Origin of the sequence: Pyxidicoccus xibeiensis (assembly GCF_024198175.1) — a bacterium.
Taxonomy (GTDB): domain Bacteria; phylum Myxococcota; class Myxococcia; order Myxococcales; family Myxococcaceae; genus Myxococcus; species Myxococcus xibeiensis.
In genome coordinates, this window is the sequence record NZ_JAJVKV010000001.1 from 1805176 (window position 1) to 1824469 (window position 19294).

Genomic DNA, 19294 nt, shown 5'->3' on the forward strand with positions numbered 1-19294 from the left:
AGTGATTCCAGGGGGTTGAAGGCATGTTCGGAGTGGAGGCGTTGTGGATAACGCGCGGTTCGTAGATCTGTTCGCGTCCGGGAGCCGGGCGCTGGGCGTGACGGTGGCGGAGGACGTGGGGCCCCAGCTGCAGCGGCTGATGGCGGAGCTCTTGAAGTGGAACGCGAAGGTGAACCTCACGGCGATTACGGCGCCGGAGGAGGTGCTGGAGAAGCACTTCCTGGACTCGCTGGCGGTGCTGCCGGAGGTGACGGGCGCGGCGACGCTGCTGGACCTCGGCGCGGGCGCGGGCTTCCCGGGGCTGCCGCTGAAGCTGGCGCTGCCGGCGCTGGGCGTGACGCTGGTGGACACGGTGGGGAAGAAGGTCGCCTTCATCAAGGCGGCCGCCGCGAGCCTGGGGCTGCAGGGCGTGCGCGGGCTGCATGCGCGCGCGGAGGGCAGGCCGGAGGTGGAGGGGATTGCGCGCGCCGAGGTGCTGATTGCGCGCGCGTTCATGGACCTGCCGGACTGGCTCGCGCTGGCGCCGGCGTACGTGGCGCCGGGCGGGCGCGTGGTGGCGATGCTCGGCAAGGCGCAGCCGGACGCGGAGCTGGCGGCGCGCGCGGCGGAGCGGCAGCTGCGCGTCGTGTCCGCGCGGGCGTACCGGCTGCCGTTCTCCGGCGCCGAGCGCCAGGTCGCGGTGTTCGCGAAGGAGTGAGCGCGGCGCCGGGCCTCGCGCGGGGCAGGGGAGGGGACTGCCCTGCGCATCGACGGGTTGCAAGAGACCTGGATGACCTCGCGCGGGAGGGAGCACCGCGGCCCGTGGGGATGTCGGGTCTTCCGCAGGCACCGACTCCGGACGTGCGCCCGTGTGCCCCGTGCGTGGAACTGCTGACACGCTTCAGTCGGGCATTCGGGCGCGTGGCTCGCGGGGTGGCGGGGCGTGGGCGCACGGTTAGCTTCGTGTCGGGGGTGCCACGCATGAAGCCGCTTCCCGTCGAAGGTCCGCTTGTCTGGCTGTACGAACCCAACCACGACGTGCTCGCGCGCGAGTCGCGGGCCGCCTTCGAGCAGCGCCTGGGTCCACCGCATGGCACGGACTCGCACGGTGACGGGCTCGGCCCCACGGCGTACTGGGTGTGGCGCGCGGAGTGCGGGCTGACGGTGGTGGCCCTCCACCGCGAGCGCACCGGCGACTTCCACGTCTTCGCGGAGGCGAATGAAATCGACCACACGCTCGCGCACCTCGGGTGGTGGCGGGACGAGGTCGAGTGGCGCGCGGACGGCGGCAAGCCTCGCGCGAAGGACGGCTGGGCCGTGTACCGGCAGGACGACACGGGCAACCGCCACGACGTCTGCGTGATGCCGGTGAAGGGCCACGCCGAGTGCCTCGCGCGCATGCTGGAGGCGCGGGCCCACAAGCAGTGGTACGCGGTGGAGGCGCGTGGAACACCGCCTCCGCTGCCTTCTCGGGAGCGGCCCCGGAAGGGCTGGGCCGTCATCCGCCAGGACGAGCACGGCAACCGGGCCGAGGTGGCCGTGCACCCGAGCGAGGACATCGCCCGCAAGCTCGCGGCCGCGTATGACGCCGAGCCCCGGCACAAGCAGGGCTACTTCGTCGAGCCCGTGACGCCGAAGTCCTGAGCGGGGACTGGACCTCTGACGTCCAGGGCCCGAGTGGCCGACACCCCTGCGCCTCGGGGGCTCGGGCTGCCGGCACGCCGGACGGTGCGTGCCGGTGCGGCCCCTTCATCCATGCCGCGGCGAGGTTCCGAGCGCCTGCACCCGGAGGCCTGACGTCGCGCGCCCGTGGGTTCAGCTCGAGGGCGTCACCGGCGTGTCCGCGGGCCCGGCGATGGGAAGCTCCACGGTGAAGCGGGCGCCTTCCCCCACGGCGCTGCGCACGCGGATGGTGCCGCCGTGCGCCTCGGTGATGTGCCGGGCGATGTGCAGGCCGAGCCCCAGACCGCTGATGTTCTTCGCGGCGACGAGCCGCTCGAAGCGCTCGAAGATGCGGTGCTGGGACTCCGGGGGGATGCCGGGCCCCGCGTCGTGCACCTCCAGCAGGGCGGAGTCCCCCACCGACAGCGTGGAAATCCGCAGCGGCGCTCCCGGCGCGTACTTGAGCGCGTTGGTGAGCAGGTTGGTCAGCACCTGCTCCAGCCGGTAGCGGTCCCACCGGCCGACGATGCCGGACGCGAGGTGCAGCTCGAGCGCATGGCCGGCCTCGGAGAGCTGGGGCCGGAAGCGCTCCACCACGTCGCGCGTCAGCTCGCCCAGGTCCACCTGCTCCAGCTGGATGTTGAGCCGGCCGATGGCGATGCGCGAGATGTCGAGCATGTCCTCGACGAGCCGGCTGAGTCCGCCGATGGAGCGCTCCGTCTGCTCCACGAGCCGGGTGACGCGCTCGGGGGTGAAGGCGCTCGGGTCCTGGCTGTCGATGCGCTTGCGCATGTGCTGCGCGTGCATCTTCATGGAGGTGATGGGCGTGCGCAGCTCGTGCGACGCGATGGACAGGAACGTGTCGCGCGCGGTGATGGCTTCCTGGGCGCGCTGGAACAGGCGGGCGTTGTCCATGGCCACGGCGACCTGCGCTGCGAGCGCCGCCACCAGCTTCTCCTCGCGGACGGTGAAGACGCCGGGGGAGGGGTGGCCGAAGAACAGCCCGCCAATCACCTCGCCCGAGCGGGACGTCACCGGCACCGCGAGGTAGCTGCGCACGGGCAGGTGGCCCTCGGGCATGCCGTGGTGCGGAGGGTTGTGGCCGTAGCGAGGGTCCCGGGTGATGTCGTCGCTGCGGATGATGCCCGCACCCTTGAAGGTGGGCTCGAAGACGCGGGTCGCCCGGGGCATGGGGAACCGCGAGAAGGCCTCCTTCGGAACTCCGGCGAGCGTGTACAGCATGTACGACTGACCGCGGTCGTCGAGCACGTTGTAGAAGAACGCGCCGAAGGCCGCCTTGGACAGCTGCGTCGCGGCGTCCGTCACGCCCTGGACCAGCGTCTCCAGATGGAGCTCGGCGGCGAGCGCCTGGCCCGTCTCATTCACCAACTCGAGCGTCTGGAGGGACTCGTTCTTCTCCAGCAGCGTCTGGCGGAGGGACTCCTCGAGCTGCCGCTCGGCGGTGACGTCCTGGGTGACGCCGTCGAACCGCCGCGGGCGGCCGTGCGCGTCGAAGAAGACGCGGCCCGTGGTGCGCAGCCACCGGACCTGCGAGGGCGCGGCCGGGTCGAGCAGCAGCCGGAAGTGTACGTCATACGGCGCGCGTTCCTCGAGGGCGCGGCGGACGGCTTCGTCGACGCGTGCGACGTCATCCGGATGCATCCGCCGGCGCACCGCGTCCGCCCTCACCTCGCCCTCGGCGGGGAGTCCGTGCAGCGAGCGGTAGATGGCGTTGCAGTGGACGAGCTCGCCCGGAAGGTCGCAGTACCAGAGCCCGAGACCGGCGGCCTCGAGGACGAGCTCGAAGCGGGCCTCCTGGTTCTTGCGTGCGTCGATGTTGGCGACGGTGCCCACCATGCGCGTGGGCCTGCCCGTCGTCTCGCCGTAGTACGCGCGCCCGAGGGCCCGCACCCAGTGGATGCCGCCATCGGGCCAGACGGTGCGGTACTCGAGGCGATAGGCGGTGCGCCCGCGGACGGCGGCGTCGACGTGCGAGAGGACGAGCTCGCGGTCGTCGGGGTGGACGAAGCGGGGGAAGTCCGTGCGGAAGGTGCCGCGGAACGACCGCGGCGGCATGCCGAAGATCTGCTCGCAGCGCAGGTCGAAGCTCAGCACGTCGGAGGTGATGTCCCACTCCCACGTGCCCAGGTTGGAGGACTCCAGCGCGAGCGCGAGTCGCTGCTCGCTGTCTTCCAGCCGGCGGAGCGCGAGCTTCTGCTCATGGATGTCGGTGGCGGTGCCGAGGCGGAAGCGGACCGGGCCCTCCGGGTGCGTCACCGGGCGGGACTGGAGGTGGTGCCAGCGCCAGGTGCCATCGGCGCGACGGAGCCGGGCTTCGAGTGCGAAGGCTTCGCCGGTGAGCCTGATGGCCTTGCTGGCGGCGATGACCGCGGTGGCTTCGTCGGGATGGAGCGCGGCGTTCCAGGCCGCGGCGCCGGTCAGGTCCGTGGGCTGACCGGTGAAGGCGTACCAGGCGGGATTGAAGGAGTCCGTGTCCGCATCGAACGTGGAGGTCCAGGCCAGCTGAGGCATCGCCGCCGCGAAGGTGCGGAAGAGCCGCTCGTCTTCGGTCGTGGGTTCGGCTGGGGGGAGGCGCTCACGCATCGGGCACGACGTGACCTGAGCACGGCGGCTTCGTCAACGCGAGGGAGCGTGAGGTCCGTTGGTGACCGAACGGGGACGCACATGGTGGATGGGCAACGGCCATGCGTCGCTGGGGCAGGTCGGTTGGCTGGTGGGTTGTCAGGAGGCGGTGCGGTGGTCGGCTGCACGGCTTGCTTCCAGAGGATGGAGCCATGGAGGGCAAGGGCGCTCGATAGCAGGACGCCGGGTTGGTGGTTGAGACGACGGCAGAGCAGGGCACTGCAGTGTCGGTGGTGCGGGGGGCGGTCGGTCCGGGGCTGGTGTGCCGACTGCTCGACCTGGGTACCGGGGGCATGGTGCGTGGTGGGGAAGGGGAGGGGACTGCTCCAGGACTCGCATGGTCGGACGTGGGGCTGAGAGCGAGCGCCCCCTTCACATGAGCGAGGAGCGAAGACGGGACTGGTGCGCGAAGCGGCATCCGGCCGTCGGCATGCGTGGCCGGTGCGGTGCGCAGGTGCTTGCAGTTTCGGGGGCGGGCGTGACGGGTCAACGCCGGGCTCGTGCGGAAGCGATGAACGCTGCGCCGGCTCGGAGGCGCATGCGTTCCCCGTCCACGTGGAACGCCGCGCGTGCTCGGGCAGCGGGTTGCTCGTGCAGAAGTGAGGTGTGAAGCGGCATGGTGCTGTGCGGGGGCGCACTCAGCCGTTCCACGTGGAACGCCGCCGCGCTACCTCGGCCAGCACTGGCACCCATGCGGTAGCTGTGGACCATGCGTCGCGGCCCTGATGCTCGCCGACCTGTTCCACGTGGAACGCCGCACCTGCCGACCAACGGCTTCACGGTGCCGCGGTGATGAAGGAGGCCCTTTGCGCCGTCTTCCCGTGCCATGTGGAACGACCCGGGAGCCTCCACTGCGCCGTGTCGCGGGTGCCGTGCGGAAGCCGGAGGCGCTCGCGAGCCATCGCCTGTTCCACGTGGAACGCGGTGCGCGAGCCTCGGCTCGGAGCAGGGCCCCTTCCTGTGGCGCGATGCGCGGGCTCCTGTTCCACGTGGAACGCGTGCGTGAACCCGGGCGGAACCTGCGCGAAGGGGCGGCGTGATGCGCCGGCTCAGGGATGGGGACACGCAGCTGTTGGTGCCACCTGAACCGAGAAGTCCGGCGCGGACGGCGCATGCATCAGTGCCGACGTTGAGGAGCACCGCTCGTGTTCCTTGCGGCTCCACTCCATGCCGCACGTGCTCCTGAGCGACGGGGCCACGCATGCACCGGGAAGTGGTGGCTCATCGTGCCGCCGTGCTCACTGATGCGGCATCGTGGCGGGGGCGGTCAGCGCATGTCGCGTGTGTCGCCATGGGCGTGGTGCTCGGGGTCTTGGGTTCGCGGTCCCCTGTTCCACGTGGAACGCGGCTGTGGCGGCCCGCATCGAAGCGTCGGGGCCCAGCCTCCTGTTCCACGTGGAACGCGGCGGCGCCGGCCCGCACCGAAGCGTCGAAGCCCAGCCTTCTGTTCCACCTGGAGCGCGGTGGCGATGGCTCGCATCGAAGCGTCGATGTGCAGCCTCGTGTTCCACGTGGAACGCGGAGGAGGCGGCCCGCATCGAGGCCCCGAACCCAACTCCCTTGTTCCACGTGGAAAGTGGTGGCGCCGGTTCGCGCGGGCATGCGCGGAGCGTCGATGAGGAGGCCTTGGCAGCATCTCGAAGCGCAGCTTCATGTTCCGCGTGAAGCAGCAGGCACCGGTCTGCGTGCATGCGTGCATGCGTGGGGCGTGATGGCGGTGACCACCCGCACCGCGAAGCGCGGCCTCGTGTTCCGCGTGAGGCAGCAGGCACCGGTCAGCGTGCATGCGTGGAGGGGCGTGATGACGGTGACCACCTGCACCGCGAAGCGCTGCCTCGTGTTCCACGTGGAACGAGGCAACGCGGTCGGGACAGCGGCTCCGCGAAGCAGCGGTGATGCGCGGTGCGCGACCTCGCTGTGTCGATGCGCGGCCTGCCGTTCCACGAGGAACACGGCTGCGCGGGTTCGGCTGGAGCAGGCGCGATTCCGTGCAGCGCACGTCCCATGGTGTCGAGGCGCGTCCTGCTGCTTCACATGGACTGAGGCCGAGGAGGGTCGGTCGATGGCTGCGCGACGCGGTGACGAGCGCAGCCTCACGGCGTCGACGTGCCCTGCCGTTCCACGAGGAACACGGCTGCGCGAGGCGGGCCGGCGGCTGCGCGAAGAGAAGGTGATGAGCGCGGCTGCGCGGACCTGAGCCACGGCCTCCGTGTTCCACGTGGAACGAAGCCGCGCGGTCGGGGCAGCAGCGGCGCGTTGTCGCGGACCAGGTGCTGCCTCAGAGTTCGCAGCCCCACCTGTCACTTCGCATGGGCGCAACACCACGAGCAGCGCCGCATCGGTGGCGCGTGCAGGGTGTCGCGGTGTCGAGGCACCACCCGCCGCTCCACGTGGAACGCCGCCACTCCGATGCGCGCATGCGGTGGCGTGCGCAGGTCGTGGATACGGTGATGCGCGGGTGGCTGCACCACGCGCGACGCGATGGAGCATGCGCGATGGAGGGAGTCGAGTTGCGGTCTCCTGTTCCACGTGGAACCAGGCCGATGAGGCGCACGTCACGGTGGTGCGTGCGCGGATTCGAGGCTCATGGTGGGGCCTCCTGTTCCACGTGGAACGAGGCCAGGAAGAGAGCGATGCGCTGACGCGAGCGCGGTGTCGTGGCAGCGCTACGCGAGGACCTGCTCCACGTGGAACGTCGCCGAAGGAGTGAGCGAGGCGACGTGGTGCGCGCATGGCTTCGCGACATCGCCGCGCGAGGTCTTGTTCCACGTGGAACGTCGCCGAAGGAGTGAGCGAGGCAGGGTGGATCGTGCACAGCTTCGCGACACCGCGCCTCGCGAGGTCTGTTCCACGTGGAACGCCATCGCATGACCGCGAGCCATGGCCATGGTGGCTCGTGCACGACTTCGTGGTGGTGAGGTGCTGCTGCGTGTTCCGAGTGGATGGCCGGCGCATGACCGCGCGAGCCATGGCCGTGGCGGTTCATGCACGACCTCGTAGCCGCGAGGTGCTGCTGCCTCTTCCACATGGAACGCGGCCGCATGACCGCGTGAGCCATGGAGGCTCACGCACGACTTCGTGGCCGCGAGGTGCCGCTGCCTGTTTCACGTGGAACGCCGCCGCATGTCCACGCGAGCCATGGGCGCTCGTGCGCGGCTTCTTGGCAGTGAGGCTCCGCTGCCTGTTCCACATGGAACGTCGCCGCATGTCCACGCGAGCCATGGGGGCTCATGCACGACTTCGTGGCCGCGAGGTGCCGCTGCCCGTTCCACGTGGAACGTCCTTGCGCGACCGCGCGAGCCATGGGGCTCATGCACGACTTCGTGGCCGCGAGGTGCTGCTGCCTGTTCCACGTGGAACGCCATCTCGCGACCACGCGCCATGGGGCTCATGCACGACTTCGTGTCAGTGCGGTGCTGCTGCCTGCTCCACGTGGAGCCCCGCCGCACGACCGCGCGCCATGGGGGCTCATGCACGACTTCGTGGCAGCGAACCGCGGTCGCTTGTTCCACGTGGAACGCCATCGCATGGACGCGTGAACCGCGCTGGCTCATGCATGACAACGCGGCATCGAGCTGCTGCCGCCTGTTCCACCTGGAACGCCGCCGCCTGCGCGCAAAGGCCATGGTGGTCCATGCCCGACTTCACAGCAGCGAGCTGCGTCCGCCTGTTCCACGTGGAACGCCGCAGCATGACCCCGCGAGCCATGGTCGCTCGTGCAGGACTTCGCGGAAGCGAACTGCAGCCGCCTGTCCCGCGTGGAGCGCCGCCGCCTGACCACGTGACCCTGGTGGCTCAGGCATGACTTCGAGGCATCACCACGCGAGCCCCGGGTCCACGCGGAACACCGCTCGAGTGCGGGGACCGTGGTGGCTCATGGACGACGTCGCGGCGTCGCCCCCACGTTCCTGTTCCACGTGGAACGTGGGGGCGTGAGCGTGCTGGCCGTGGTGCCTCGCGGACGACTTCGCGGCAGCGTGCTGCGGCGAGCTGCGGCCGGCTGTTCCACGTGGAACGCCCCGCCTCACCGCGCTGGCTCGTGGACGACCTCGCGGCGTCGCTGCGCGAGGACCTGTTCCACGTGGAACGGACAAGCTGGACGCGCCGGCGCGAGCACGGGTTCGCCGCGTCGCCACGCGAGCACTCGGCCCCAAGGAACGCCGCCGCATGAACCCGCCGGACGCGACTGCTCGAGCACGACTTCGCGGCGTTGAGGGACAACCGGTCCGGGCCACGTGGAGCGACATCGTGTTGAAGCGACGGACGCAATGGCTCACCCCATGGCGGCGCCGCGCCCTGTTTCACGTGGAACGCGCTGAGGTGCCACGCCAGCGGTGACGGAGCGAGCCCGGGTCGCGGCGCTGCTGACCCGGCGCCCTGTTCCACATGATGCGGGGAACAAGGACGAGCCAGTTGCGGTGAAGGAGTGCGGCTGCGTGATGCTGCGGCGAGGCCCCTGGTCCGCATGGAGCAAGGCCACCGACCGCTGCGAGGTGCTGCGGTGCGCCCGGCTTCACGGTCTGAGGTCCGGCGCCCTGTGCTCCACGTGGAGCCCAGGCCGCAGTCGTCCAAGGCCTGGTCGCGCGTGGGCTGCTGCGCGGCGCTCATGCATGTCCTGCGGTTCCACGTGGAGCGAGGAGGCCGCGAGGACAGGTCTGGCGTGGGGGCGTGCGCTGCTCAGCGGTGGTGAGGCGTCACCTGCGAGGCCACATCGAACGATGCCTCCCGGCCAGGTCCGCACCTGCGCGCGGCGGGGCAACGACCTGCACTTCACGGCGTGGCCACGCCGCTCCGGTCCATTCCATGCGGAGAGCCACGCATTGCCCGCACCACCTGCGCTTCAACCTGGGACGAAGCCGCCCTTCGCGACAGGAACCCGCGGCCTGGCTCCGTGTGAAGCGCCACCCGGGGCAGGTCAGGACCAGCGCGCAACCGGGGACGGGCCGCGCCCCGCGACCTGGGCGCGCGGCTCCGTGCCACATGGGGCGCTGCCGCCTGCTCCTCGTGCAGCGAGACCCTGGTGGGCTGAGCACGGCTTCGACAACGGTCTGGGCGAAGAGTGCCTCACCTCAGCGCCGCATGACCGCGTGCTGCAGGAGGTGCGGAGCCGCGTTCGGTTCGCCGCCTCCGCCTGGTGTTGCGCGTGAGCACTGCTCAGCGAGAGGCGGCGTGACGGCGGGCTCCCCACCAAGGCGATGCGGGCGCGGCTTCCTTCCTGATGCCACCGGGGGAAGGCCGGCCGCTGTGCGCCGCCGCCCGCGGTTGGCGAGGCACCTGCTCCACGTGAAGCAGAGGGAGGACGGTGATGGCGGAGACCTGCGCGATGAAGGCGTTCGGCGGATGGGACCGTGTGGAGCACGAGCGTGCGCGCTTCATCGGGGCCGGCGATGAAGTCGAACACCTCGTCGCGTCGTGGCTGCACGGACAGCGGTGCCACCACGAGCGTGGCCGCACGCGGTACTGCCACAGGATGCGGCTGGCGGTGGTGAGCGAGGTGCGGACCGGGCAGGAGCACGCCATCCGTTGACCGCGGCAGGGACGGAGGTGGACACGGTGCGCCGGTAGGGCAGGGCGCGTCGTGCACGGCATCGAGTCCACGCCTGTGCCAGGTGAAGCGCGGCCTGGCGAGTCCGGAGCCGTCGAACGGTGATGCGCCGCGTCCCCGAACCGTCGCCACCTGTTCCACGCGGAACCCGGTGGCCTCGACCTCGCGAGCACATGAACGGCAACCCGCGTAGGGGCTGGCTCGCATTCTGGGTCCCCGAGGCGGCTGCCGGACGCGGCCGTTCCAAACCTGTCTACCTGTCCGACAGGATTGCGCCAGGTGTCGCCGGCAGGGGCCTCTACTGCCTGGGACTCAGTCGCTCAGGATGCGACCACGCCCTCCGCGGGTGTCAGGGAAGCCGCCGAGTGGACCTGGAGCAGACGCTCGCGAGCCCTCCGCGGCTCCGGCACGGAAGGCCGACGCAGAGCCCGACACCGGAGGCCCAGGCGGACTGCCCGAGTCGGGCCCAGGTCGAGCCGCGACGCCGGCAGACCTCCCCGCGTGAGCACGCGCGGAACCCCGGGCCTCTTCGCGAGCCCGTCAGCCTCCGCCATCTCCACGCAGAGCCGCCCGGCCGTATCCTTATATAGGGGCTGACACCGGACCCCTTCGCCCGCCCTGGCCGATGCGGCGGCAAGGTCCAGGACCCGCCCGGCCCCCGACCCCGCCCGCCCCCCGGGTGACGCCATGGCCCGGCCCGACCCCCAGGTCCGGCCCACCGCGCCGCCCCTCGGCGCCCCGCTTCCAGGCCCGGACCCTCGCGTGCGCACCGGCGCACCACCTCTATATGGAGCCCGGCATCTCGCGGACTCCGGGCCCCCACCTCACCTGCCTCCGCCCACCCACCACCTCACCCGTCACGGTCGCCTGGCCCCCAGGCGCCAGCCACCCCTCCGAGCCCCATCCCACCCACTCCGAAAACCCGCCGGAGAGAGCAGGTAGGCAAGGGTCGCCGACAATTTGATCCGATCCCAAACCGCGTGCTAGCAGCGTGGAGCAGCGCGCAACCGTGCACTGCTTCACGCGCGGGGCCCTGGCACCGGCCGGGGTCGAGAGAGGATGGGCCACGTGGGTCGTATCATCTGCATCTCCAACCAGAAGGGCGGCGTGGGGAAGACCACCACCGCCATCAACCTCGCCGCGAGCCTGGCCTCGGCCGAGCGCCGCACGCTGCTGGTGGACATGGACCCGCAAGGCAACGCCGGCAGCGGCCTCGGCCTCAAGCGCGACGACCTGCACGGCACCGTGTACGAGGCGCTCCTCAACGGCCGCCCCATGAAGGAGCTGCTCCACCCCACGGAGCTGCGCTACCTCCAGGTCGTCCCCGCCACCCCGGACCTCACCGGCGCCGAGGTCGAGCTCGTCAACCAGGAGCACCGCGAGTTCCGCCTCCGCGACGCCCTGCGTCCCCTGGCCGCCGAGTACGACTACGTCATCATCGACTGCCCGCCGTCGCTCGGCCTGCTGACGCTCAACGCGCTCGCCGCCGCGGACTCCGTCCTCATCCCCCTGCAGTGCGAGTACTACGCGCTTGAGGGCCTCTCGCAGCTCACCCACACCATCGACCTGGTGAAGCAGGGCCTCAACCCCGAGCTGAAGATGGAGGGCATCCTCCTCACCATGTTCGACTCGCGGGCCAACATCGCCCACCAGGTCGTCGACGAGGTGCGCGGCTACTTCAAGAAGCAGGTCTTCGAAGTCGTCGTGCCCCGCAACGTGCGCCTGTCCGAGTGCCCGTCCTTCGGCAAGCCCATCATCCTCTACGACATCAAGTCGAAGGGCTGCGAGAGCTACCTCGCGCTCGGCCGCGAGCTCATGAAGCGCGACACCCCCAAGGCTCCGCCGCGCCGCCGCGTGGCCTGAGCCCAACCCGATGCCGTCGGCCCTGAAGCGGGTCCATGGCCGCCGTGAGCCCCCTCGCGGCGCTGGAGTCATGACGTGGTGAAAGCAGACATGCAGAAGCGGGCGCTCGGCCGCGGACTCTCCGCGCTCATCCCCCAGGCCGCCCCCGCGCCCGCCGGCAAGGCCGCCGAGCAGGCAGCCCTCAAGGCCGGCGTCCTCAAGCTCCCCATCGAGGCCATCCACCGCGACAAGGAGCAGCCGCGCCAGTACTTCGACGAGGAGAAGCTCAAGGAGCTCACCGAGTCCATCCGGGTGCAGGGCGTGCTCCAGCCCATCCTCGTCCGCAAGGACGGTGACGGCTACCGCATCATCGCCGGCGAGCGCCGCTGGCGTGCCTCCCAGGCCGCGGGCCTCAAGGAGGTGCCGGCAATCGTCAAGGATGTGACGGAGGTCCAGGCCTTCGAGCTGGCCCTCGTGGAGAACCTCCAGCGCGCGGACCTCAACCCCATCGAAGAGGCCGAGGGCTACAAGCGGCTCGTCGAGGAGTTCAAGCTCACGCAGGAGCAGGTCAGCCAGCGCGTGGGCAAGGAGCGCTCCACGGTGGCCAACGCCCTGCGGCTGCTCGCGCTGCCGGCGGACGTGAAGTCCCTGGTGGCCGACGGCTCGCTGAGCATGGGCCATGCGCGCGCCCTGTTGGGGGTGCCGCGGCTGCCGGAGCTGCAGAACCTGGCCAGGCAGGTGACGGAGAAGAAGCTCTCCGTGCGTGACACGGAGCGGCTCGTCCAGCAGAGTCGCTCCCAGGGCAAGAAGGACTCGGGCAAGCCGACACCGAAGCAGAGCCCGCAGGTGAAGGCACTGGTGGAGGAGCTTCAGCGGCGGCTGGGGACGAAGGTTCGGCTCACCGAACGAAGCCCCGGAAAGGGCACCATCGAGGTGGACTTCTTTTCGTACGATGACCTCGATCGTCTCTTGAAGCTTCTCAGGAAGGAGTAGGACGTGGCGCTCCTTGGCGGGAAAAAAGACGAAGCACCCAGCAAGCCTCTGTTCAGGCGGGAGGAGGATTCCGTGTCGCAGCGCACTGGTGAGGTGCATACGCTCCTGGGCAAGGGGAGCGAGTTCGAAGGCAAGCTCACGTTCGAGGGACAGGTCCGCATCGACGGAAAGTTCAACGGGCAGATCATCACCAAGGACGTGCTCGTCATCGGTGACGGCGCCAAGGTGAACGCCGAAATCCAGGCCGGCACCGTCATCATCAACGGGCAGGTCGAAGGCAACGTGAAGGCCACCCAGATCATCGAGCTGAAGACGCCCGGCCGCGTGAAGGGCAACCTCGAGACGCCGGCCCTGTCCATGGACCGCGGCGTCATCTTCGAGGGCTCGCTGAAGATGGAGAACCTCGGCACGGGCGGCAGGCCTCCGCCTCCCGGTGGCGAGACGAAGAAGTAGTGCGCTTCGGGAAGCACATCGCGTCAGCCTCCGTGCTGGCGCTTGCGCTGCTGACCGGCTGCAAGGGCTGCAAGCAGGAGGCGGGCGGCCCGGCCGCCTCCTCCCCGGACGCGGAGGCCCAGCCTGTGGCCCCGCGCTCGGGGGTGAAGGTGCCGCTGCCCAAGGGCTGGTCCGTGCAGGTCGCGCCGGACGAGAGCCTCCAGGCGGGCCCGCCGGGGCAGGCGGTGCTGCGCGTGGACCTGCGTCGCGGGCAGGGCGAGCAGATGCCCACCGTCGACGCGCTGGCCGACCGGGTCCGCGAGGAGCTGAAGGGCTACGAGCTCTCGCTGGACCAGGAGGAGGAGTCGGACACCTACTCGCTCCTGCGCATCACCTTCGCGCCGAAGCTGGCGGATGGGGGCGTGGGCGTCCAGGCTCCGGGCTTCTTCGGAGCGCGGCGGGTGGGCAGCGACCTGTTCCTCTGCGCCAGCCTGCCGGGGGCCTCGCCGGAGGACGTGCGGCTGGCCACCGAGGCGTGCCGCGACATCCAGGTGCAGCCCGCGCCCAGGTAGTCGCTGCGACGGGTGGAATGAAGGTTCCTTCCACGCGCAACCCGCCGCGCCCCCGTCCCGCCTGAGGAGATGCTCACTCGTCGTCCGGGCTGTCCATGGCAACCTTCCGGGGAGGAGGCAGCCATGGACTGGAAGAACAACCTCGTCGAGGACGATGCGGGCGTGCGGGACGTGCTCACGAGCAGCCGCCGCGTCGCGGTGCTGGGCATCCGCTCGGAGACTCACGCGCACAAGCCGGCGTACGGGGTGCCGCATTTTCTGCAACAGCACGGCTACGACATCGTCCCGGTGTCGGTGCATGGCGAGCGCGGGCCCATCCTCGGCCAGCCCACGTACTCCGCGGTGGCGGACGTGCCCGGGGCGGTGGACGTGGTGGAGGTGTTCCGCCGTGCCGAGGACATCGACGCGCACGTGGACGACCTGCTCGCGAAGAAGCCGAGGGCCGTGTGGTTCCAGCTGGGCATCCGCAACGACGGGGCGGCGGAGCGCCTGGCCCGCGCCGGCATCCGCGTGGTCCAGGACCGGTGCATGAAGGTGGAGCTGATGAAGGTCCTGCAGGAGCAGGCGTCCTTCAGACCGGGCGCCCCTTCCTGAAGCGGGGCGGAACGCGCGGGCTTCGGACGGGCGAAGCCCCGCGAGCGCTCAGTGCCTGCCGCGCCCGAAGAGGGTGGCGAGGGAGTGCTTGAGCTTCGGCAGCGCTGGCGTCGTCAGGACGTCCTCGACGCCGAGCAGGTGGACCGTCCGGTAGCGAGCCTCGCGGCGGGCGGTGGGCTCGGTGTGGACCTCCACGGTGCGCGCGGCCACATCCACCAGCCAGTACTCGGGGATGCCCGCGCGAGCGTAGATGGCGGCCTTGAGCCTGTCCCGCGCGAGTGAGCTGTCCGCGACTTCGACCACCAGGAGCGCCTTCCGGGGGAGGCGGTCGGTCCGGACCTCCGAGAGGGGGATGACGGCGAGGTCCGGCTGGGGGCGGCTCTCGCCGCAGTCCAGCGGACTCTGCGGACTCACCAATGACTTGCCCTGGGTGGCCGCGACGAGCGCGGAGTTCAACCACGCGATGAAGGCGGTGTGGGCGGGGCCGGGCGGCGTCATCGGGACCAGGACTCCTTCGAGCAGCTCGACACGTTCGTCCTCGGCGAGGATGCCGGAGCGGACCAGCGCGTCGTACTCCTCCGGGGTCCAGCGCCTGCCGGGAAAGGCCAGGAACGCATTCGTCAGGTCGGACGGCATGTCCTCAGGATAGGCCGGTGCCACGAGGCGCGCGAGGAGGAAGCAGGCAGGCACGCGGCCCGCGTGAACATCCGGCGTGCGCCGCGTGTCCAACCGGTTATGAACTTCGTGACGGGCCGGAGTCCCAGGCCGACAGGACACGGGGTGCACTTCCGTGCACGCCGGGTCGCCTTCGTCGCTCTGGCTCTTCCACATTCCGTCACGAATACTTAACCTGCACCTCCCCGGCCTGTGTTGGGCGCTGTCCGGCCCCTCCAGGACCTTCATGTCGTGACAGCTCAAGGAGTCCCCGCATGTCGTTCTCCGGAATGCTCCCCCTCCACTTCGCTACCGTGGACCTTGGACCTCTGGGGGAGCAGATCATCGTCGCGGGCGGTATCGCGGCCACGGTGGTGGCCGGACTCTGGGCGGCCTGGACGCGCCCGCAGCCCCAGCCCGCTCCCGTGCCCGTGCGTGCGTCGTCCCGCCGCAACCCGCCGCGTCGCTAGTCGCCGCCAGGTCGCGACACTCCCACGCAGTCCCTCCACGTGAGCCCTCCGTGGAGCGCGGCGCGTGGGCCTCACCTCACCTGGGCCTCAGCCCGCGTGGGCCTCACCCCGCAAAGACATCGGGCGCGTCGGCGGGTTGTGCCCGGCCTCGCGCCCGATGAATCCCCCCGGCGTGGTGCGTAAACCCCCCAGTCCTCCAACGGCGCACGAGCGGGGCTGAGAAGACCCCGGGAGCCTCCGTGCCAGGAGGCGGGACGTCTGGCTCCCGATGCTCCCTCTTCCGGCAGGAGGAGGGAGGATGTCCCCGTCGCGCGGTGCCGCTGTGGGAAGGGGGTCTCGAGGATCCCCGGCCCTTTTGGACCCGATGGCCGGCCGCAACCGTCCGGCATCGCCTCATTCTCGACAGAAATCGTCCCCAGTTGCTTCTGGAATCGCCTTACCGCTTGGAATTCCTCAGCGCTTGAGGGCCAGTGACAGGGCGAAGTCGCCCGCCGCGTCCGTCCACCAGGCCGCCAGGTCCAGCCCCGCGGAGGCCAGCTCCGCCTCCACCTGCTCCCGCCGGAACTTGCAGCTCACCTCCGTGCGCAGCACCTCGCCCTCCGCGAAGTCCACCCGCCGCCGCAGGTTGGACAGCCACACCGTCTGCGCGCGCCGCGACACCAGGCGCATCTCAATCCACGCGTTCTGCTCGTCGAAGGGCGCGAAGTGCTCGAAGGCCTCCGGCTCGAAGTCCCCGCCCAGCTCGCGGTTGAGCACGCGCAGCACGTTGCGGTTGAACTCGGCCGTGACGCCCGCGCGGTCGTTGTACGCGGCGTACAGCCGCTCGCGGTCCTTGATGAGGTCGGTGCCCAGCAGCAGGCCGTCCCCCGGCTGCAGGCCCGCGGACAGCTCGCGCAGGAAGAGCGCGCGCTGCGCCGGCTTGAAGTTGCCGATGGTGCCCCCCAGGAAGGCCACCAGCCGCCGGCCGCCTCCGGGCAGGTTGCCCAGGTGGCGCTCGAAGTCGCCCACCACCGCGTGCACGCTGATGCCCGGGTACTCGCGCGCCAGCGACGCCGCGGCCCGGCGGAGGAACGCCTCGCTCACGTCGAAGGGCACGAAGCGCGACAGCCGGCCCGCCTCCTCCATGGCGTCGAGCAGCAGGCGCGTCTTCTCGCTGGTGCCGCTGCCCAGCTCGATGAGCGTGTCCGCGCCGCTCAGCCGCGCCACGTCCCCGGCGTGGGCCAGCAGGATTTCGCGCTCGCGCCGCGTGGGGTAGTACTCCGGCAGCCGGGTGATGTCGTCGAACAGCTGGCTGCCGCGCTCGTCATAGAGCCACTTGGGAGACAGCTCCTTGGGCATGCCGCACAGGCCCTCGAGCGCCTCGGCCCGCAGCGCGCGCTTCGCGTCGCCCGGCCGCACGTACACGTCCACCCTGACGCCCGGAGCGCCCTGCGTGCCGCTGCCCGGAGTCCCCACCGTCTGCGCCGTCGTCACCCGCATCGCCTCACCTCACGTCTCGTGCACAGCGGAAGCCGGCGAAAATCTGCCGGCGGCTGGGGAAGTCCCAGTTGCGGAAGCCGTTGCGCACCGCCACTGGCGCGCTCGCCCACGCGCCTCCCCGGAGGACCTTGTAGTCCTCGCCAAAGAACACCTCGGAGTACTCCCGGTACGGAAAGGCGCTGAAGCCCGCGTACGGGCGGAAGTCGCTCGCCGTCCATTCCCACACGTCGCCCAGCAGGCCCCACACGCCGTCCTGGCTGACGCCCGCGGGGTAGCTGCCCACCGGCGCCGGCCCCCACGTGTCTCCGCCCAGGTTGGCGTGCGCCCCGGTGGGCGCCGCGTCACCCCACGGGTGCTCGCGCGGCGTGCCGTCGCTGCCGCGCGCGGCCTTCTCCCACTCGGCCTCCGTGGGCAGGCGCTTGCCCGCCCAGCGCGCATACGCGTCCGCCTCGTACCAGCACACGTGCTGCACCGGCTCGTCCTTGGGCAGCGGCTCCACCTGCCCGAAGCGCCGCCGCTCCCAGACATGCTGGCCGCGAGGCAGCCAGAACCGCGGGTGCCCCAGCCCCTCCTCCTGGACGAGCGCCCAGCCCTTCGGGTGCCACCAGCGCGAGTCCTCGTAGCCGCCCGACTCGACGAAGACGAGGTAGTCGCCATTCGTCACCGGGTGCGCGTCCAGCAGGAAGGGCGCCACTTCGGTGACGAAGGCGGGCTTCTCGTTGTCGTAGGCCCACGCGCCGTCGCTGCCCAGCCGCACCGGGCCGCCGGGGATGAAGACCTCCGCCTGCGGCACCGCGCCGGGGCGGGGCAGGGCGCGCCGCGACGGCACGCGGTAGTCCACCGCCGTCATCAGCTGCAGCGTGGCGGCCAGCGTCTCCGCGTGCTGCTGCTCGTGCTGCGCCACCATGCCGAAGACGAAGCCTCCCGCCAGCAGCGGCGCCTGGGCGCCCGCGCCCTCCTCGGGCAGCGAGTCCAGGTGCTCGCGCACCGCCTCGCGCACGCGGCGGGCATAGGCGAACGCGGCCTCGGGGCTCAGCAGCGGCAGCTCCGAGCGCGCGGCGCGCGGGTGCCGGAAGGCATCGTAGATGGCGTCGAACGCCGGCTCTGTCAGCGCGGGCGCCCCGAGCGCGCGCAAGAGCCACTGCTCCTCGTAGTTGGCCACGTGCGCCACGTCCCAGATGAGCGGCGACATGAGCGGCGAGTGCTGGCGCAGGAGCTCCGCTTCCGGCAGCCCGGCGAGCATGCCCAGCACGCGCGCTCGCGCCGTCTCCAGCTCGCTCCAGGCCCGCGCCTTCCATGGCCGCGCCGCGTCCTCGCCCCTGCGCACGCCCCGTCCCTCCGCCGTCCGCGACATCACCCCTCCAAGCTAGGGAGCCGCCCCGAGCCGAGGTAAGCCCTGGCCCCACCGCCGCCGGAGCACCTCGTGAGGGACTGCACGTTCCTCCACCTCCGGGGTGGCCTTCTGGATGCACACCCCGCCCCGTCGTTTCTCCTCCCGCCGCGAATCCCTGACATGCATTTGAAGCTCAAACGGAATTGTCCATTCAGGGAATTTCCCTCGCACGCCAGGGTGCTCCGGGCGGCCGTTTTCGAGAGGGTTTCTGTCCACTAATTGCCGGGCAGGCGGACTCCTGGAATCGCCGCGCGAGGTGGCGCTCCTATGCTGCGGGCATGGCCACCGCTGCGCCGCGCAGGTCCGTGCTCGTCGTGGAGGATGACGAGGACATCCGGGCCGCCATCGCGGAAATCCTGGAGGGGGAGGGCTACGAGGTCGCCATCGCGGCGAACGGGAGCGAAGCGCTCGACGAGCTGCGGCACCTGCGCAAGCCGGCCCTCATCCTGCTCGACTTGATGATGCCGGTGATGAACGGCCACGAGTTCCTCGCGCACATCCGCGAGACGCCGAAGCTGAAGTCGGTGCCCGTGCTGGTGCTCACCGCCGTCTCCACGGAGGCGCCGCCGGGCGCGCGGGGCCTGCTGCGCAAGCCCTTCATCGTGGAGGAGCTGCTGGAGGCGGTGGAGAAGCTCTGCCTGCCGGCGGCGTGACTCACGGCTCGCGGGGCACGCGCTGGAGCGACAGCAGGGTGAGGGTGCGCGAGCGCTCGTCCCACGTGTAGCTCAGCTCCAGCCCGTGCTGGGGCAGCACATGCATCGCGGGGCCGCTCAGGACGTCCGGGGCCCGCCCGGTGGCGTCGCCCAGCCGCTCCAGCACCTGCTGCAGCGCCAGGAAGGTCTCCGCTGGCATGCGTCCCACCTCGCGCCAGGCGTCGGGCGCATAGTGCACGCGGTAGGTTCCGTGGCTGTGGTGGCGGAGCTGCGGCATATCCCTGCTTCGTCGTTCCTTTCCGGGCTCCGTCCCCATGCCAATCGCATGCCTGGGCAAGCAGCCTTGGAATTCCGGCGGTATGCCCAGGTGCGCGGATACCCAG

The 19294-nt window shown here is 70.9% G+C and carries 16 protein-coding genes; 11 read left to right on the plus strand and 5 right to left on the minus strand.

The window, feature by feature from the left end:
- The first annotated feature begins 43 nt into the window (after positions 1-43).
- Positions 44-697 carry a 16S rRNA (guanine(527)-N(7))-methyltransferase RsmG gene (gene rsmG / locus LXT23_RS07260; protein WP_253979330.1) on the plus strand — a complete coding sequence of 218 codons (654 nt, stop codon included), beginning with the start codon at positions 44-46 and terminating at the stop codon, positions 695-697.
- Between the two features lie 263 nt (positions 698-960).
- Complete coding sequence (locus tag LXT23_RS07265; RefSeq protein WP_253979331.1) at positions 961-1623, plus strand: hypothetical protein; 663 nt, start codon at positions 961-963, stop codon at positions 1621-1623.
- 171 nt (positions 1624-1794) lie between these two features.
- Here LXT23_RS07265 and LXT23_RS07270 read toward each other — a convergent pair whose 3' ends face one another.
- Positions 1795-4245, minus strand: a complete 2451-nt coding sequence (locus LXT23_RS07270; RefSeq protein ID WP_253979332.1) for a PAS domain-containing protein — start codon at positions 4243-4245, stop codon at positions 1795-1797.
- 2101 nt (positions 4246-6346) lie between these two features.
- Between LXT23_RS07270 and LXT23_RS49590 the strand changes: the two genes are divergently transcribed.
- The 7 genes from LXT23_RS49590 to LXT23_RS07300 all read left to right on the plus strand — a co-directional run bounded on the left by LXT23_RS49590 (position 6347) and on the right by LXT23_RS07300 (position 14262).
- Positions 6347-6481, plus strand: coding sequence for a hypothetical protein (locus LXT23_RS49590; protein WP_256560518.1), 135 nt, complete (start codon positions 6347-6349; stop codon positions 6479-6481).
- Between the two features lie 3108 nt (positions 6482-9589).
- Positions 9590-9811: a hypothetical protein gene (locus LXT23_RS07275; RefSeq protein WP_253979333.1), complete on the plus strand. Its 222-nt coding sequence runs from the start codon at positions 9590-9592 to the stop codon at positions 9809-9811.
- 1077 nt (positions 9812-10888) lie between these two features.
- Complete coding sequence (locus tag LXT23_RS07280; RefSeq protein ID WP_256560519.1) at positions 10889-11692, plus strand: ParA family protein; 804 nt, start codon at positions 10889-10891, stop codon at positions 11690-11692.
- 75 nt (positions 11693-11767) lie between these two features.
- Positions 11768-12664, plus strand: a complete 897-nt coding sequence (locus tag LXT23_RS07285) for a ParB/RepB/Spo0J family partition protein (RefSeq protein WP_253979335.1) — start codon at positions 11768-11770, stop codon at positions 12662-12664.
- 3 nt (positions 12665-12667) lie between these two features.
- Positions 12668-13117 carry a bactofilin BacM gene (bacM, locus tag LXT23_RS07290; RefSeq protein WP_253979336.1) on the plus strand — a complete coding sequence of 150 codons (450 nt, stop codon included), beginning with the start codon at positions 12668-12670 and terminating at the stop codon, positions 13115-13117.
- Positions 13117-13668, plus strand: a complete 552-nt coding sequence (locus LXT23_RS07295; protein ID WP_253979337.1) for a hypothetical protein — start codon at positions 13117-13119, stop codon at positions 13666-13668. Before bacM ends, LXT23_RS07295 begins: the two co-directional genes overlap by 1 nt.
- Before the next feature lie 123 nt (positions 13669-13791).
- Positions 13792-14262 (plus strand): CoA-binding protein, encoded by a 471-nt coding sequence (locus LXT23_RS07300; RefSeq protein ID WP_253979338.1) that lies wholly within the window; start codon positions 13792-13794, stop codon positions 14260-14262.
- 48 nt (positions 14263-14310) lie between these two features.
- Here LXT23_RS07300 and LXT23_RS07305 read toward each other — a convergent pair whose 3' ends face one another.
- Positions 14311-14898 (minus strand): Uma2 family endonuclease, encoded by a 588-nt coding sequence (locus LXT23_RS07305; RefSeq protein WP_253979339.1) that lies wholly within the window; start codon positions 14896-14898, stop codon positions 14311-14313.
- 293 nt (positions 14899-15191) lie between these two features.
- On the opposite strand from LXT23_RS07305, the gene LXT23_RS07310 reads away from it, so the two are divergent.
- Complete coding sequence (locus LXT23_RS07310) at positions 15192-15386, plus strand: hypothetical protein (protein ID WP_253979340.1); 195 nt, start codon at positions 15192-15194, stop codon at positions 15384-15386.
- A 453-nt stretch (positions 15387-15839) separates the two neighbouring features.
- Here the strand turns inward: LXT23_RS07310 and egtD are convergent, their stop codons facing one another.
- Together egtD and egtB are read right to left on the minus strand one after the other, a co-directional pair.
- Positions 15840-16865, minus strand: coding sequence for an L-histidine N(alpha)-methyltransferase (gene egtD, locus LXT23_RS07315; protein WP_253979341.1), 1026 nt, complete (start codon positions 16863-16865; stop codon positions 15840-15842).
- Between the two features lie 4 nt (positions 16866-16869).
- Positions 16870-18219 (minus strand): ergothioneine biosynthesis protein EgtB, encoded by a 1350-nt coding sequence (gene egtB, locus LXT23_RS07320; RefSeq protein ID WP_253979342.1) that lies wholly within the window; start codon positions 18217-18219, stop codon positions 16870-16872.
- A gap of 317 nt (positions 18220-18536) precedes the next feature.
- Here egtB and LXT23_RS07325 point away from each other — a divergent pair, with 317 nt between their 5' ends.
- Complete coding sequence (locus LXT23_RS07325) at positions 18537-18911, plus strand: response regulator (RefSeq protein ID WP_253979343.1); 375 nt, start codon at positions 18537-18539, stop codon at positions 18909-18911.
- Position 18912: 1 nt separating this feature from the next.
- Here the strand turns inward: LXT23_RS07325 and LXT23_RS07330 are convergent, their stop codons facing one another.
- On the minus strand, positions 18913-19188 hold the full coding sequence (locus tag LXT23_RS07330) for a hypothetical protein (protein ID WP_253979344.1): 276 nt from the start codon (positions 19186-19188) through the stop codon (positions 18913-18915).
- Positions 19189-19294 lie beyond the last annotated feature (106 nt).